Annotated in this window: 15 protein-coding genes; 5 read left to right on the top strand and 10 right to left on the bottom strand. The window is 68.0% G+C overall.

Annotated elements, in window-relative coordinates:
- The first annotated feature begins 117 nt into the window (after positions 1-117).
- The gene (locus BX604_RS15010; protein ID WP_098551482.1) at positions 118-1488 is read left to right on the top strand and encodes an amino acid permease; all 1371 of its coding nucleotides are present in this window, start codon (positions 118-120) and stop codon (positions 1486-1488) included.
- A 99-nt stretch (positions 1489-1587) separates the two neighbouring features.
- Here BX604_RS15010 and BX604_RS15005 read toward each other — a convergent pair whose 3' ends face one another.
- From BX604_RS15005 to BX604_RS14985, 5 genes are all read right to left on the bottom strand, one after another.
- Positions 1588-2166 carry an NnrU family protein gene (locus BX604_RS15005; protein ID WP_098551481.1) on the bottom strand — a complete coding sequence of 193 codons (579 nt, stop codon included), beginning with the start codon at positions 2164-2166 and terminating at the stop codon, positions 1588-1590.
- A 294-nt stretch (positions 2167-2460) separates the two neighbouring features.
- On the bottom strand, positions 2461-3030 hold the full coding sequence (locus tag BX604_RS15000; protein ID WP_098551480.1) for a TfoX/Sxy family protein: 570 nt from the start codon (positions 3028-3030) through the stop codon (positions 2461-2463).
- A 24-nt stretch (positions 3031-3054) separates the two neighbouring features.
- Positions 3055-4164 (bottom strand): malate/lactate/ureidoglycolate dehydrogenase, encoded by a 1110-nt coding sequence (locus BX604_RS14995; RefSeq protein ID WP_098551479.1) that lies wholly within the window; start codon positions 4162-4164, stop codon positions 3055-3057.
- 50 nt (positions 4165-4214) lie between these two features.
- Positions 4215-5669: a M20 family metallopeptidase gene (locus BX604_RS14990; RefSeq protein ID WP_098551478.1), complete on the bottom strand. Its 1455-nt coding sequence runs from the start codon at positions 5667-5669 to the stop codon at positions 4215-4217.
- A 93-nt stretch (positions 5670-5762) separates the two neighbouring features.
- A complete protein-coding gene (locus tag BX604_RS14985) occupies positions 5763-6917 on the bottom strand; it encodes an NAD(P)H-dependent flavin oxidoreductase (RefSeq protein WP_257146326.1) in 1155 nt (384 codons plus the stop codon).
- Positions 6918-7335: 418 nt separating this feature from the next.
- On the opposite strand from BX604_RS14985, the gene adiC reads away from it, so the two are divergent.
- Together adiC and BX604_RS14975 are read left to right on the top strand one after the other, a co-directional pair.
- A complete protein-coding gene (adiC, locus tag BX604_RS14980) occupies positions 7336-8859 on the top strand; it encodes an arginine/agmatine antiporter (RefSeq protein WP_098551477.1) in 1524 nt (507 codons plus the stop codon).
- A gap of 3 nt (positions 8860-8862) precedes the next feature.
- Positions 8863-11202: an Orn/Lys/Arg decarboxylase N-terminal domain-containing protein gene (locus BX604_RS14975; protein ID WP_098551476.1), complete on the top strand. Its 2340-nt coding sequence runs from the start codon at positions 8863-8865 to the stop codon at positions 11200-11202.
- 66 nt (positions 11203-11268) lie between these two features.
- On the opposite strand, the gene BX604_RS14970 is transcribed toward BX604_RS14975, so the two are convergent.
- Together BX604_RS14970 and ftrA are read right to left on the bottom strand one after the other, a co-directional pair.
- The gene (locus tag BX604_RS14970; RefSeq protein WP_098551475.1) at positions 11269-11994 is read right to left on the bottom strand and encodes a hypothetical protein; all 726 of its coding nucleotides are present in this window, start codon (positions 11992-11994) and stop codon (positions 11269-11271) included.
- Between the two features lie 172 nt (positions 11995-12166).
- Entirely contained in the window at positions 12167-13141 is a 975-nt protein-coding gene (ftrA, locus tag BX604_RS14965; RefSeq protein ID WP_098551474.1) for a transcriptional regulator FtrA, read from the bottom strand.
- Positions 13142-13252: 111 nt separating this feature from the next.
- Here ftrA and BX604_RS14960 point away from each other — a divergent pair, with 111 nt between their 5' ends.
- Together BX604_RS14960 and BX604_RS14955 are read left to right on the top strand one after the other, a co-directional pair.
- Positions 13253-13672 (top strand): rhodanese-like domain-containing protein, encoded by a 420-nt coding sequence (locus tag BX604_RS14960; protein WP_098551473.1) that lies wholly within the window; start codon positions 13253-13255, stop codon positions 13670-13672.
- A 90-nt stretch (positions 13673-13762) separates the two neighbouring features.
- Complete coding sequence (locus tag BX604_RS14955; protein ID WP_098551472.1) at positions 13763-14089, top strand: superinfection immunity protein; 327 nt, start codon at positions 13763-13765, stop codon at positions 14087-14089.
- Between the two features lie 15 nt (positions 14090-14104).
- On the opposite strand, the gene BX604_RS14950 is transcribed toward BX604_RS14955, so the two are convergent.
- The 3 genes from BX604_RS14950 to BX604_RS38395 all read right to left on the bottom strand — a co-directional run bounded on the left by BX604_RS14950 (position 14105) and on the right by BX604_RS38395 (position 15948).
- On the bottom strand, positions 14105-15286 hold the full coding sequence (locus BX604_RS14950; protein ID WP_098551471.1) for a cytochrome P450: 1182 nt from the start codon (positions 15284-15286) through the stop codon (positions 14105-14107).
- 133 nt (positions 15287-15419) lie between these two features.
- Complete coding sequence (locus BX604_RS14945) at positions 15420-15686, bottom strand: YodC family protein (RefSeq protein WP_098551470.1); 267 nt, start codon at positions 15684-15686, stop codon at positions 15420-15422.
- 22 nt (positions 15687-15708) lie between these two features.
- The gene (locus BX604_RS38395; RefSeq protein ID WP_143748043.1) at positions 15709-15948 is read right to left on the bottom strand and encodes a hypothetical protein; all 240 of its coding nucleotides are present in this window, start codon (positions 15946-15948) and stop codon (positions 15709-15711) included.
- Positions 15949-15971 lie beyond the last annotated feature (23 nt).

Here is a 15971-nt window from a genome sequence, read left to right as displayed (position 1 = left end):
GCCGGCCCGGCACATCGCGTCACACACGCTCCCGACATCGGCGCTCCGCGCGGTGGCAGAACGCTTGCCCCGCCCCCGCCCGATACCTTTCCGGCCAACAATAAATAGAGGTAGGAGATGCAGGACAACTCGTTGAGGCAGAGCCTCAAACAACGACACATCACGATGATCGCGCTGGGCGGCGTGATCGGCGCGGGCCTGTTCGTCGGCTCCGGCGCGATCATCGCGACCGCCGGCCCCGCGGCGATCCTGTCGTACCTGATCGGCGGCGTGATCGTCACGCTGGTGATGTTCATGCTCGGCGAAATGGCGTCGCGCAATCCCGACAGCGGATCGTTCTCGACGTATGCGAGCGCGTATCTCGGCGAATGGGCCGGCTATGCGGTCGGCTGGCTGTACTGGTTCAAGTCGATGATGACGATCACGGTCGAGGCGATCCTGCTCGGCGCGATCCTCCACGATTTCCTGCCGTGGCTGCCGATCTGGGGCGGCGCGCTGTTCATGCTGGTCACGCTGATCGCGAGCAACGCGTACTCGGTGCGCTCGTTCGGCGAGGCCGAATACTGGCTGTCGTTCGCGAAGGTGACGACGATCATCATCTTCATGGGGCTCGGCCTGTCGATCCTGCTCGGCTTCCAGCCGCGCATTCCCGCGCCCGGCCTCGTGAACCTGACGGATCACGGCGGCTTCATGCCGAACGGCCTCTCGCCCGTGCTCGCGGGCGTGATGGTCGTGATCTTCTCGCTGGGCGGCAGCGAGATCGCGGCGGTCGCCGCCGGCGAATCGGAGAACCCCGGCAAGAACGTGATCCGCGCGATCAAGAGCGTGATCGTGCGCGTGATGATGTTCTACGTCGGCTCGGTGTCGATCCTGATCCTGTGCATGCCGTGGACCGACAAGGCCAACCTGAAGTCGCCGTACGTGTCGCTGTTCAACATGGCGGGCTTCACGGGCGCGGCCATCGCGATGAAGCTCGTGCTGTTCGTGTCGTTCATGTCGGTGATGAACTCGTTCCTGTTCTCGAACTCGCGCATGCTGTTCTCGCTGAGCCGGCGCGGCCACGCGCCGGCGATGTTCGGCCGCACCAACGCGAAAGGCGTGCCGATGAACGCGCTCCTGCTGTGCCTCGCGCTGTGCGTGTCGATCCTCGCGATTCACTTCGTCAGCGGCGGCGACCTGTTCCTGATGCTCGCGAAAAGCAGCGGCGCGTTCGTGATGATCGTGTGGATCTTCATCATCGTCGCGCACTTCGCGATGCGCCGGCAGACGAAGCACGAACAGCGCGATCCGTCGGCGTTCCGCGCGTGGTTCTATCCGGTATCGAACTGGGTCGCGCTGCTCTCGCTGGTCGCCGTGCTCGGCTCGCAGGCATTCAACCCGGATTCGCAGTTCCAGTTCTGGTTCACGGTGTCGACGGCGCTGGTGATCGTCGCGTCGTACTTCATGCGACGCAAGTCGTCGTCGCTCGGACAGGCGTCGGTGCGCTGAGCGCTCAGGCAGCCTGCAGCTGCCTCGACATACGACACACGCGGGTGCGGCGGCCGGTTCAGGCGCGCCCCGCCAGTCAATCCTGGCAGGCGTGCCCGTTCAACCGAACGGCCGCACGCCGATCAGCGGGCCATGCAGGAACAGCGCGAACCCGGCCCACACGATGTGCCCCGCCACGACGGCGATGATGTCGCCCGACAGCCGGCCCGGCGGATAACGCACGCCATCGCGGCGATCGCGTGCGCGCGACACGACGAAATCGACCAGCGACCACACGAAGAACGCGCCGAACAGCACGACCGCATGCAGCGTGCCGTTCACGAGCAGGTGCGCGACCGCCCACACCATCACGCCGGCCAGCATCGGATGATGGACGAGCGGCTTGATCCGGTTGCGCGGCACGTACGCGGCGGCGATCAGCACGAACGCAACGGCGGTCAGCACGCCGGTCAGGTGGCGCACGCCGACGGGCGACACCCACAGCAGCGTCACGGTCTCGCGCGCCAGCCCGTAGCCGCGCACGATCAGCACGAAGCCGACGATCGACGCAATCGCATACCCGGCCTTCCAGCCCTTCTCGCCGATCCGCTCGATCATCGCGGTGCGCCAGCCGTCGGCCACGATCCGGATCGAGTGCACACCGAGGAAGATCGCTAAACCGAGAATCAGGACGAGCATCGGCTGTCTCCGTCTGGAGTGATGAGTGGGGAAGCCATCCCGCGCGGCGTTCGATGCGCCGTTCACGGAGCCGGCGTCGGGGCCGGCGGGGACTGCGCGAGACGCGGACGCAACCCGCGCCGATCATAAACGCCGCAACCGCCGTTGTGAAGCATCGGGAATGTGCGGTGCGGCAAGCCTGGTGCTTTCGGGTATCCCGTGCGCGGGCGATGTGTCGCCCGGCTCGCCCGGTCATGACAAAACGGAAAGAGAGGACAACGGACATCCCGCCGCCGTGACGGCGTGCGGCTGAGGCTACGGCTGCTTGCGCTTCGATGAGGGTTTCGCGGCGGGTTTCGCGGCAGATTTTGCGGCGGGTTTCGTGGCCGGCTTCGCCCCCGCTTTCGCCGCAGGTTTCGCCGCCACTTTTGCAGCCGCTTTCGCCGCCGGCTTCGTACTCCGTTTCGCCGCCGGCTTCGACACGCCCGCCGAATCAGACTCCTGCGCCGGTTTCGGCCCGGCCGCCCTCTTCGCCTTGCGCTTCGGCGCACCCGCCAACAATGCCGCGCGATACGCGCTGCGGCACCAGTCGAACAGCGCGCCGGCATCCTCGAGCACGTCGGCCGGCGTTTCGTAATAGCCTTCGAGCGCGACGGTCCGCGTGCGCCCCGTGTACGAGAACGGCCCCGTCCCCGCCGCGATGAACGCCGGCCGGTTCACGTCGTCGACCCGCAGGAACAGCGATCCGCGCGCGAGAAACCCGAACATCACGCCATCGAGCCGCATCGCCGCGCCGCTGAAGAACCGCGTGACGTCGACGCGGCCGAGGCTCGCGATCTGATACGCGATCTCGTCGCCATGCGCCTTGTCCGCCTGCCAGCTCATCGGCCGCTCGCTCGGGCTAACCGGTCACGCAGCGCCGGTACAGCGCTGCGTCCACGCGTCGAGCTCGGCGTCGTCGAAGCCGACGAGCGCCGCGCTTGCGCGGATCTGCCGCCACGTCGCGCGATCGACCGGAATGCCGTCGGCGCCACGCGCGGCGCGGCTCGCCTCCTCCGGCTCGCCGGGCATCCGCACCGGCGCATCGCCCGCCTGCGGCGACGCCTTCGCCCACGCGACGAACGCATCGGCCTCGCGCTGCGCGTCGGCCGCATCGAACGCGTTCGGGTCGATCAGCACCGACAGCATCCCGTTCACGATCGCGCTCGTCTTCTGCAGCGTGGCGTCGTAGGTCGTATGGCCGCCGACCAGCGCGCCGCCGAAGATCTCGCACATCGCGGCCAGCGCATAGCCCTTGTGCAGCCCGAACGGCAGCAGCGAACCGAACGGCTGCTCGTGCATGACGGCCGGATCGTCGGTCGGCTGGCCGCGATGATCGATCAGCGACCCGGCCGGCACGCGCTTGCCCTGGTTATGGGCGACGCGCGTCTTGCCGTAGGCGATCGCGCTCGTCGCGAAATCGAGCAGCAGCGGCGGCTGGCCCGTGCGCGGATACGCGGCGCAGAACGGATTCGTGCCGAAGCGCGGATCGGTGCCGTGCAGCGGCGCGACCAGCAGGTCGCCCGGCACGTTGACGAAGTGAAACGACACGAGCCCCGAGCGCGCGCATTGCTCGGCCCAGTGCCCGATGCGGCCGAGGTGATGCACGTCGCGCAGCCCGATCGCGCAGATGCCCATGCGGCGTGCGCGCTCGATGCCTTCGACCATCGCCTCGAACGCGATCACCTGGCCGAAGCCGCGCCCGCCGTCGACCGTGAGCACCGCGCCGCCGTCGCGGACGATCGACGCGTGCCCGTTCAACTGCAACTGCCCTTCCCGCCACGATGCGACGTAGTTCGGGATCATCCCGATCCCGTGCGAATCGTGACCCGCGAGATTCGCGCCGACCAGGTGATCGGCGACGAGCCGCGCCTCGCGCTCGCTGCTGCCGGCCCGCTCCCAGAGTGCCGCGACGAAGGCGTGCAGCGGTTCGGCGCGCATGCGCAGCGGTTCGGTATCGGGTATCGGCAGCGCGGTCATCGGCAAGGCTCCGTCAGGTCGGGTCGAGGTGGAATGGGCAGCAACGGCGCTCAGCGCGCGGACGCGATCACGTCCGCGACCGCCGCGGTGAGCTTCTTCGCATACGGTACGTGCAGGAACTCGTTCGGGCCGTGCGCATTCGACTTCGGCCCGAGCACGCCGCACACCATGAATTGCGCGGACGGGAAGCCGGCCTGCAGCACGTTCATCAGCGGGATCGTGCCGCCGAGGCCCATGTACGCGCAGTCCGCACCGAAGTGGCGGCGCGACGCGGCGTCGAGCGACGACGCGAGCCACGGCGCGAGATCCGGCGCGCTCCAGCCGGTCGCGGCGCCCGCGTCCGGCTTGAACGTGACCTTCGCGTTGTACGGCGGATCGAGTTCGAGCAGTTCCTTCAGTTGCTGCACGGCCTGCGCCGCGTCGACGAGCGGCGGCAGGCGCAGCGACAGCTTGAACGCGGTGCGCGGACGCAGCACGTTGCCCGCATCGGCGAGCGCCGGCAGACCGGCCGCGCCCGTCACCGACAGCGACGGACGCCACGTCGAATTCAGCAGCGCCTCGCGCGGGTCGGTCGTGGTCGGCAGCACCGGCTTGCCGTCATTCCCGCAGGCCCACGGCAGCCCCTTCCACACGGTGTCGCCGAGAATCGCGGCGGCCGCGTCGGCTTCGCGCACGCGGCTGTCCGGAATCTCGCAATGGAACACGCCCGGCAGCAGGTTGCCGTTCCTCGCGTCTTCCAGGCGTTCGAACAGCTGGCGCATCACGCGGAAGCTCGACGGCGCGATGCCGCCGTACACGCCCGAATGCAGGCCCTCTTCGAGCACCTCGACCTGCAGGTCGCCGGACACGAGCCCGCGCAGCGACGTGGTGAGCCACATCTGGTCGTAGTTGCCGGCGCCCGAATCGAGGCACACGACGAGCGACACCTGGCCGAGCCGGTCGCGCAGCGCGTCGACGTACGGCAGCAGGTCGTAGCTGCCCGATTCCTCGCAGGTCTCGATCAGGCCGACGCAGCGCGGCCGCTCGATGCCCTGCTCGTCGAGCGCGCCGAGCGCCGCGAGGCTTGCGTAGATCGCGTAGCCGTCGTCCGCGCCGCCGCGGCCGTACAGCTTGCCGTTCTCGAACTTCGGCGTCCACGGGCCGAGGTCCGCGCGCCAGCCGTCGAATTCGGGCTGCTTGTCGAGGTGGCCGTACAGCAGGATCGTGTCGGTGCTGCCCGAGCGCGTCGCGGGGGTTTCGAAGAAGATCACCGGCGTGCGGCCGGGCAGACGCACGATCTCGAGCTTCAGGCCTTTCACCGGCTGGCGTTCGGCCCACTGCGCGGCATCGGTCACGACCCGTTCGAGATACCCGCGCTTCGCCCAGTCGGGGTCGAATGCGGGACTCTTCGCGGGGATCGCGATGTAGTCGGTCAGTGCGTGGAGGATTTCATCGTTCCACTTGCGCTCGACGAAGGTAACGAGCTTGTCATGGTCGAGGACGGGGGTAGTGTCGACGGAGGTCATGGTGGGGGTGCCTGGATAGGGCTGACGAAAACCCGGATGATACGCCGATGGCCCCCGCCCGGGGCCGTTTCGGCGGCCGTTTCCGCAGCCTTTTCAGGGTCGCGTTCGGGTCGGCTTTCCGCGTCCGTTTTCGCCCCCCTTTCCACGCGCCGTGCCGGTGCCGCCTGCCGTGCCCGCGCAGTCGCCCGGCGGAAATGCGTCGCGCAACCCCGCCGCACATGCCAGCGCGTCGTCCCACAGGCGCTGCGTCAGCACCCCCGCGTCCTCCTCGCACGCGAGCGCCGCGGCCTCCCCCGACCACAGCAGCGAGAAATCGGCCCGCCCGTCGCGTTCGTACGCACCGCGCAGCGGATCGACGAGGGCCGTCGCGAGCGGGAACGCGGGCGCAAGCGCGCTCATCGGCCCCTGCTCGCGCATGAAACGCGTCAGCAGGCCACGCGCGGGCCGCCCCGTGTACAGGTTGGTCAACCGCGTACCGTCGTCGCGCGCGGCACGCACCGCCGCGCGGTGCAGCGCCGAGCGGCCGGCCTGCGGCGTCAGCAGGTAGCCGGTGCCGATCTGCCCCGCGCGCGCACCGAGCGCGAACGCGGCCGCAATGCCACGACCGTCGGCGATCGCGCCGGCCGCAATCACCGGCGCCCGCACCGCGTCGACGATCTGCGGCAGCAGGGCGAACAGCCCCGGCTGCGCGTGGATGTCGTCGGTCAGGAACATCCCGCGATGTCCGCCGGCCTCGGCACCCTGCGCGACGATCGCATCGACGCCGCGCGCGTCGAGCCAGCGCGCCTCCTCGACGGTCGTCGCGGACGACACGACCTGCGCGCCAGTGCGACGCACGCGTGCGAGAAGCGCGTCGTCCGGCAGCCCGAAGTGAAAGCTCACGACGGCTGGCCGCAATTCCTCGACCACTGCACACATCGCGTCGTCGAACGGCGCGCGGCCGGGGCCGCCTTTCATGTCGGCCGGATCGAGCCCGGCCTGCGCGTAGTAGCCGGCCAGCGCCGCGCGCCAGCGTGCATCGACCTCGGCGTCGGGCGCCGGCGGCGTATGGCAGAAGAAGTTCACGTTGAACGGCGCGGACGTGCGCGCGCGAATCGCCGCGATCTCGTCGCGCAGTTGCTGCGGGCCGAGCGCCGCGCACGCGAGCGAGCCGAGCCCGCCCGCTTCGCAGACGGCGATCGCAAGCGCGCTCAGCGAACCGACCATCGGTGCCTGGATCACCGGCAAACGGGAAGGCAGCATCGGCATCACCTTTCGGAAGGAGAAATCGTCAGGTGCGGCGCCGCACTGACAGGTTTAATGCGCCAGATAATACCCGACAAATTCGAAAACGAATCGCCCCATTATTTACATCACGAGATGATTTAACCAATTCGTCAAAAATAAATTACTCACCAAAAACCGGTCGATTCGAATTTCGATTTACCGACACCATCGCCGCAAACCCCTGCCAGCCTTGACGAACGGCTCCGTCGAACCACCGATCGCCGGATTTCAATGACATCCATCAACATTTAACCCATTAAATTTCGGCGTTTACCATTACACGATCCGATTAACGAGATAACATGGCTTCGCTTAATAAAACGACGAACCATTCCGGAATCGTCGATCGGCGCCGGGCCGCGCCACCTCAACCGCATCACGTCTTTTCCAGGAGCCTCGCATGTCCGATGCCAGCTCGTCTTCCTCCCGTTCCGCCGCCGCGCCAGCCGCGGCTTCCGCGCCGAAAATCGGCGTCATTCCCGCCACGCTGATGGTCGCGGGCAACATGATGGGCTCCGGCGTCTTCATGCTGCCCGCGAACCTCGCCGCCACCGGCGGCATCGCGATCTTCGGCTGGCTGATCACCGTGGTCGGCGCCGTGTCGCTCGCGCTGGTGTTCGCGAAACTCGCGGCGATCGACCCGGCCGCCGGCGGCCCGTATGCGTATGCGCGCAAGTCGTTCGGCCCGTACATCGGCTACCAGACCAACCTGATCTACTGGCTCGCCAACGTGCTCGGCAACGTCGGGCTCGCGGTGGCCGGCCTCGGCTACCTGACGCACTTCTTCCCGGTCCTGCACGACCCGCTCGTGTTCGCGCTCGCGCAGATCTTCGTGATCTGGCTGTTCACCTACGCCAACATCCTCGGGCCGAACGTGGTCGGCCGCGTGCAGTCGGTCACGACGATCTTCGCGCTCGTGCCGATCCTCGGGATGGCCGTGTTCGGCTGGTTCTGGTTCAGCAAGGACGTGTACTTCGCCGGCTGGAACGTGTCGGGCGCGAGCAGCTTCAGCGCGATCGGCGCGACGCTGAACTTCACGCTGTGGGCCTTCATCGGCGTCGAGAGCGCGTCGGTGTCAGCCGGCGTCGTCGAGAACCCGTCGCGCAACGTGCCGATCGCGACCGTCGGCGGCGTCGTGCTCGCGGCCGTCTGCTACGTGCTCAGCTCGACCGTGATCATGGGGATGATCCCGAACAAGGCGCTGCTCGCATCGAGCGCACCGTTCGCGGATGCCGCGCGACTCGCGCTCGGCAACACCGCCGCCAACGCGGTGGCGATCTGCGCGGCGCTCGGCTGCCTCGGCTCGCTCGCGGGCTGGACGCTGCTGGTCGGCCAGACCGCGAAGGCTGCGGCCGACGACGGCCTGTTCGCCGGCGTGTTCGCGCGCGTCAACTCGAAGAACGTGCCGTCCGCCGGCCTCGCGATCGTCGCGGCGATCATGTCGGTGCAGGTGCTCGCGACGATGTCGCCGAGCGCGAGCGAACAGTTCGGCAAGATCGCGTCGATCGCCGTGATCATGACGCTGCTGCCGTACATCTACTCGTGCATCGCGATCAAGGTGCTCGGCTACGGCAAGATGCCGTCGCACCAGTTCACCTTCTACACGATCGTCGGCCTGATCGGCGCCGTCTACGCGCTGTGGGCGATGGTCGGCTCCGACGGCCAGCAGACGCGCTGGTCGCTGATCTTCGTGATCGCGACGATCGTGTTCTACGAGCTGTCGATCAACCGCCAGCGCGAAATCGAGGAGACCCACATCCATCCGGGCGGCCGCTCGCCGCGCTGGGTGCGTTACTTCGCACTCGCCGTCACCATCGTCGCGCTCGTCGCGACCTTCTGGATCTCCGTGGGCCGACACCAGGCCGACATCCTTCACGCACGCTCGCCGGCCGCGAGCGTCCAGGCAACCCAACCGGGGGAATAAACCATGACCGCTTCCTTGACCCAACCGGCGTTCCGCCGCCTCGGCATGAAGGCGCTGCTCGTGCAGCACGACATCGACGAACGCACCGCCACCGGTCGCGCCGCCACCGCGCTCGCCGAGGAACTGCGCACGCGGCTCGTCGACGTCGTGATCGCGACGTCCGCCGACGACGCGTGCGCCGTCGTCAATGCCGACCCCGCGATCCAGTGCCTGCTGCTGAACTGGGAGCTCGGCAACGATCCCGCGCATGCGCCCGCACAGGCCGTGCTCGATGCGATGCGCGCACGCAATGCGACGGTGCCGGTGTTCCTGCTCGCGAGCCGCGCGAGCGCGGCCGCGATTCCGGTCGACGCGATGCGCAAGGCCGACGACTTCATCTGGATGCTGGAAGACACCACCGCGTTCATCGGCGGGCGGATCGTCGCCGCGATCGAACGCTACCGCGAGACCGTGCTGCCGCCGATGTTCCGCGCGCTCGCGCAGTTCTCGCGCGTGTACGAATACTCGTGGCACACGCCGGGCCACACGGGCGGCACCGCGTTCCTGAAATCGCCGGTCGGCCGCGCGTATTTCGAATTCTTCGGCGAAGCGCTGTTCCGCTCGGACCTGTCGATCTCGGTCGGCGAGCTCGGTTCGCTGCTCGACCACTCGGGCCCGATCGGCGAAAGCGAACGCTACGCGGCGCGCGTGTTCGGTGCGCACCGCACGTATCACGTGACGAACGGCTCGTCGATGTCGAACCGCGTGATCCTGATGGCGAGCGTCACGCGCAACCAGGTCGCGCTGTGCGACCGCAACTGCCACAAGTCGGCCGAGCACGCGATGACGATGTCCGGCGCGATCCCGACCTACCTGATCCCGTCGCGCAACCATTACGGGATCATCGGGCCGATCATGCCGGAACGGCTCACGGCCGCCGCCGTGCGCCTGTCGATCGACGCAAACCCGCTCGTGCGCGGCCGCGACGGCATCAATCCGACGCCGGTGCACGCGCTGATCACGAACTCGACGTACGACGGCCTCTGCTACAACGTCGCACGCGTCGAGGCACTGCTCGGCCAGAGCGTCGACCGGCTGCATTTCGACGAAGCCTGGTACGGCTATGCACGCTTCAACCCGATCTACCGCGACCGTCACGCGATGCACGGCGATCCGTCGCAGCACGACGCGAGCAAGCCGACCGTGTTCGCGACGCAGTCGACCCACAAGCTGCTCGCCGCGCTGTCGCAGGCGTCGTTCATCCATATCCGCGACGGCCGCAATCCGATCGAACATGCGCGCTTCAACGAGGCGTACATGATGCATGCGTCGACGTCGCCGAACTACGCGATCATCGCGTCGAACGACGTGAGCGCCGCGATGATGGACGGCCCCGGCGGCGAGGCGCTGACGACCGACGCGATCCGCGAGGCCGTGTCGTTCCGCCGGATGCTCGCGCGGCTGCATGCGGAATGCGAGGAAAACAACGACTGGTTCTTCAACGGCTGGCAGCCGGACACCGTCGTCGATCGCAAGACGGGCCGGCGCGTGCGCTTCCATGAAGCGGACGAAACGCTGCTCGCCACCGATCCGTCATGCTGGGTGCTGCATCCGGGCGATACGTGGCACGGCTTCGGCAACATCGAAGACGACTACTGCATGCTCGATCCGATCAAGGTGTCGATCGTCACGCCGGGCGTCGCGCCGAACGGCGGGCTGATGCCGGTCGGCATTCCGGCGTCGGTCGTCACCGCGTATCTGGACCGGCACGGCATCGTCGTCGAGAAGACGACCGACTTCACGATCCTGTTCCTGTTCTCGCTCGGCGTGACCAAGGGCAAGTGGGGCACGCTCGTCAACACGCTGCTCGACTTCAAGCGCGACTACGACGCGAACGCGCCGCTCGAACAGGCGCTGCCGGAACTCGCCGCGCGTTATCCGGAACGCTACGGCTCGCTCGGGTTGCGCGAGCTGTGCGACCTGATGTTCAGCGCGATGAGCGACCTGAAGACGACCGAGATGATGTCGCGCGGCTTCTCGACGCTGCCGCAGCCGGACTTCAGCCCCGCGGAGGCGTTCGAGCATCTGGTGCACAACGACATCGAGATGCTGGAGCTGTCGGAGATGGCGGGCCGCACCGTCGCGACGGGTGTCGTGCCCTATCCGCCGGGTATTCCGCTGCTGATGCCCGGCGAGAACGCGGGCCCGGCCGACGGCCCGCTGCTCGGCTACCTGAAGGCGCTCGAACAGTACGACCTGCGCTTCCCGGGCTTCACGCACGATACGCACGGCGTCGAAGTCGAGGACGGCGTGTATCGGATCGCATGCATCCGGCAGGCCGACCACGACACCATCACGCGCTAAGCGGATGCGTAGCGACGCCGCGCCGGCTTGACGCGGCCGGCGTCGTCACGCGTGACGGCCCGCAGGTTATGCGGGCAATTGACCGACCCACGCAGCAAGCTGCGCTTCGCCCTCCTCGTCGAGCTTGCCCTTCAGTTCTCCGTACCACGGCGCGATCGCGTCGGCCGGCTGAGTGGCCTTCAGGATGTCGAGGCTGTTCTCGAGGAACGACGAGAAGAACGGAATGCCGCGCATGTAGAGGAAATTCGAGTCGGTAATGCGCACGTGGCCGTACACGTCGCGCACCCATGCCAGATGCGGCAGCGCTTCGCGCACGTGGCCGCTTTGCATCAGCGCCGAAATGAAGTTCACGCGCGCGGCGACGTCCGACTGCTCGTGCGTGTCGTGATTGACCTCGGCCGCCTTCTCCATCCACGCTTCGCCGCGCTCCACTTCGTCGCACATCACGGACGTCGTCGCGAGCTGCACCGCGTTGTGCGCGCTCGGCTCGTGCTGGAACAGCGCGAGCCAGTAAGGAAACGCTTCCTGGTAACGCTTCATCGCCGAGTACGACAGCGCGCACAGGCGCGCCGCATCGGCCAGCCGCTCCACGTGCGGCGCGGCCGCCGCGATCGCGGCCTCGTGCCGGCCGGCCTGGAATGCCTTCAGCGCAGGCGCGAGTTCCGGCGCGATGTCGGGCGCGCGCTCACCCTGCTCGTTCGCGTTGCTTGCTTCGCTCGCGTCTTGCTGCGGCGTGGGCGTTGCCGCTTCGTCACGCGGTTTCTTTCCGAACAGCTTGCCCAGCAGGCCCATGGTGATTGTCCTTGTCGTTGTGATGAGTCAATGGCGGCTTCCTGCAGCGGCACGGGATGCGCAGCACGCGTGAACAGGATCGCCGCACGGCGACCGCCATCTTACGCGCGCTTGAAGTCAGCAAGAAATGAACAACGGTCGGGCACCGCTGCTGCAGCGGGAGACGCGATGCTTACGCGTCCGGCGGCCTGACGCCACGATCCATCCCGCGCCGATACGCGGCGGGGCTCGTCGCCGCGACGCGCCGGAAATGCCGGCGCAGCGACTCCTCGGAGCCGAAGCCCGCGCGCTCGGCGACCTGCGCGAGCGACAGCGCGGGATGCGTTTCGAGCATGTCCTTCGCGACGTTCACGCGCTCCCGGATCAGCCACGTGAGCGGCGACATCCCCGTCGCATCGGCGAACTGGCGCTGCAGCGTGCGCGTGCTCATTGCGGCCTGCGCGGCCAGCGACGCAAGCGTGTGCGGCTCGGCCGCATGCGCGCGCATCCAGTCGATCAGCTTCGCGATCCGGTCGCTGCCGCCGGGGGCGACCGGGCGCGGCACGAACTGCGCCTGCCCGCCGTCGCGATGCGGCGGCAGCACGAGGCGCTGCGCAACGCGATTCGCGATCGCACCGCCGTGATCGCGGCGCACGAGATGCAGCAACATGTCGAGCCCCGCCGCCGAGCCGGCCGACGTGATCACCTGCCCTTCGTCGACGTACAGCGCATCGGGGTTCACGCGCAGCGCCGGATAGCGCGCCTGCAGGCGCTCCGCGTAGCGCCAGTGCGTCGTGACGGTCAGCCCGTCGAGCACGCCGGCCGCCGCGAGCACGAACACGCCCGAGCAGATCGAAGCAAGCCGCGCGCCGCGACGATGTGCGGCCCGCAGCTTCTTGAGCAACGGTTCGGGCGGCAGCTCGTCCGGATCGCGCCAGCCGGGGATCACGATGGTGTCCGCGCGATCGAGCGTCGCGAGACGATACGGCGCGGCGACCGTGATGCCGCCCGCCGCGCGCACCGGCCCCGGCTCACTCGCGCAGACCGCGAAGCGATACCAGTCGACGCCCAGTTCCGGGCGCTCGAGCGCGAACAGTTCGACCACGCAGCCGAATTCGAACGTGCAGAGGCGATCGTAGGCGAGCGCGACGACGAGATGATTGTGCATGGCGTGATGTTACCGGAACTTGTCGATCGCGCCACTGCCGCGACGGCCGCCGAACCGCGATACTGCCCCTCATTCCGGTGCACTTCGCGCCGTCCTTCAGGAGCGTATTTCATGTCATTCGTCACCGACGTCCCCGCCGCCGACAGCGCCGCCGCTCTCGCCCATTTCGACGCGTCGCTGCGCTTCGAGACCGACTGCTGGGACGTACACGACGCGCTTGCATCGGGCGCGCCCGACTTCGTGCTGCTCGACGTCCGTGGTCCGGACCTGTTTGCGCGCGGCCACCTGCCCGGCGCCCTCAACCTGCCGCACCGCAAGATCGTCGCCGGCAAGCTCGCCGACCACCCGGCCGACACGCTGTTCGTCGTCTATTGCGCGGGCCCGCACTGCAACGGCGCCGCACGCGCGGCGATCCGGCTTGCGCGCCTGGGTCGTCCGGTGAAGCTGATGATCGGCGGCGTCACGGGCTGGCTGGACGAAGGTTTCGCGCTGAGCAACGATGGACAGCCGGAAGGTGCCGCGGCACGCTGATCGTCATTAAAAACGCAACAATCAATTGTCTGCACGCAAACCGAAAAAGCGCGACAATCGGTCTCATTGCAGTTCGGTTGGAGCAGCAACATGCATGACGCAGTCTTGATAGATATCGCCGGTTCGGTCGCAGCGGTCGCACTCTATTTCTTCCCGGCCATCGTCGCCGACCGGCGCGGCCGGCACGACAAGCTGATGATCGCGATGTTCAACGCGCTGTTCGCGTGGACGGGCATCGGCTGGCTGATGACGCTGTACTGGGCGCTTCAGCCCAACCCGCAAGCCGATGTCGCGCAGACCATCCTCGCGAAGCGCCACGGCATCAGCATGCGCACCTTCTCGACCGGTCTCGTCGAACGCGTGCAGCGCCGCGTCGCCGCCCAGGAGCAATGGGCGGAGAAGCAAGGCTGCCGTTGAGTCCCGTTTTTCCGCTTACCGGGCCGTGCCGAAGTTCGGCATCCTGACGTTGGTCGACGCCCGGTAGTCCCACACCAGCCTGTCGCGCGGCGCCCCGCCGCCCGCACGCAACCACGCGTCGAACGCCCCCGCCGTCACGGCCCGCGCGATCCGCTCGCCCGGGCAACCGTGCGGCCCCGTGCCGAACCCGAAATTCGGGCCCGGTGCGCGACCGGGCAGCAGCCGATGCGGGTCGCGATGCACGGCCGGATCGCGATTCGCGGCCGCGAGCACGACGAGAATCGCCGCGCCCGCGTCGACGGTCACGCCCTCGATCGTCGTGCGCGCCGCGACGAAGCGGCGCGTGTTCTGCACCGGCGAATCGAATCGCCCGACTTCGGCGACGAATCCGTCCAGCGCGGCGGCGTCCGGCATCGCGCGTTCGCGCTCCGTCCGGTGAGCCGCCATCTCGTCCCACGCCACCAGCACGTTGCCGAGCCATGCGGCCGTCGCTTCGCACGTCTGCGACAGCAATCCGACGAGATTCGCGATCAGGGCGCCGCTCGCCTGCCAGCCCGCATCGCGCGCCACCTGTTGAACCGCTGCGACGAGCGAGCCGTCCCGCGCATGCGTATGCGCAACGCGCTCGGTCATCCGGTCCAGCAAGTCCCGCGCGGCCTCGCTCGCGCGGGCCAGCGCCGCGTCGTCCGACAGCGGCGACAACGCGGCGACGAAATCGACGACCCGCGCGGCGATCCCGTCGAGCTGCGTATCGTCGAAGCCGAGCAGGTCCGCGACCGCGCATACGGGCGCCGTCAGGCACCACGCGTTCAGCGCGTCGGCATCGTGCGGCGCGCGCAGCCGGCTGCCGGCAAGCTGCGCGGCCCGCTCGCGCAGCGCGTGTGCATCGAGCGGCGCGAACGCGGTGCGCAACGCATGCTTCGGCACGTCATGCCGCAGCGCGCCATCGTTCATGCGCACCAGTTCGCCAAACAGCGCGCCTGCCGTCGTGCCGCGCAAGGCGGGCGGCACGGGCGCGTCAAGCGGCCTGACGCGACATGCGGGATGGCCGAGCACGGCCGTCACGCTCGCTGCACGGCTCGCGACCCAAAGGCCGAGCGTGGCATCGAACGCGAGCGGCGGCCCGTCGACGAGCGTCGCGTAGTACGGATAGGGATCGCGGTGCGTGACCGCGGCAATCGGATCGGTCGGGTTCATGCGTGCAGTATCGACGCACTGCGCGGCCGCTCGTTTCGGACTGACGTGAAATGTCGAAGTGCGGGCAGCGCGGGCTGCGGCAGTGCAGCACTACCCGGGCGGCTGGCGCCGCGCCGCAGCGAAACAGCCGGCGTCAGGCCGCCGACCGATAGCGGTGCGCCTGCATGCGCATGCGGACGCGCCCGGCCGAAATCGCGCGCGGCTCGGCCACCACCGTTTCGTGGTGGAACATTTCCTGCCGGAAGTGGCCGCTGTCGTCGAACCACTGGCAAATCAGCCAGTCGGCATCGTCGAACACGACCGGCCCGGCATAGGTGACGGTCATGCGCGGGCCGCCGGTTTTCAGCGTCACGACATCGCCGACGCGAAAGCCACTGCGGGGATTCTCTCGGATCGTCATCGCTTTCTCGACTTTTATATATTCATTTTCCGACGGCCTGCCTGTCGCTCATTTGACTGCGCCGCAGATTACCAATCCGAAAAATAAACGGCAACTCCATAAAATCGAAAGGAACCAGTCGGGAAATCGCAACAATATGTACGATCAATGCACCTGGCGGATCGCCGATCGCCAGAACCGGCGGGGCTTGCGCGCCGGATCCGGTCGAACGGCTGAAGTGCGGAGAATAAACGAAGTCAATTCCGCCGTCATCGAACTTCAAATCGACGGCGATTTCTCTTGATT

It is taken from the genome of Burkholderia sp. JKS000303 (genome assembly GCF_002563755.1).
Taxonomy (GTDB): domain Bacteria; phylum Pseudomonadota; class Gammaproteobacteria; order Burkholderiales; family Burkholderiaceae; genus Burkholderia; species Burkholderia anthina_B.
Note: the sequence above shows the minus strand (reverse complement) of the source record. Positions and strands in the feature narration are given on the sequence as shown.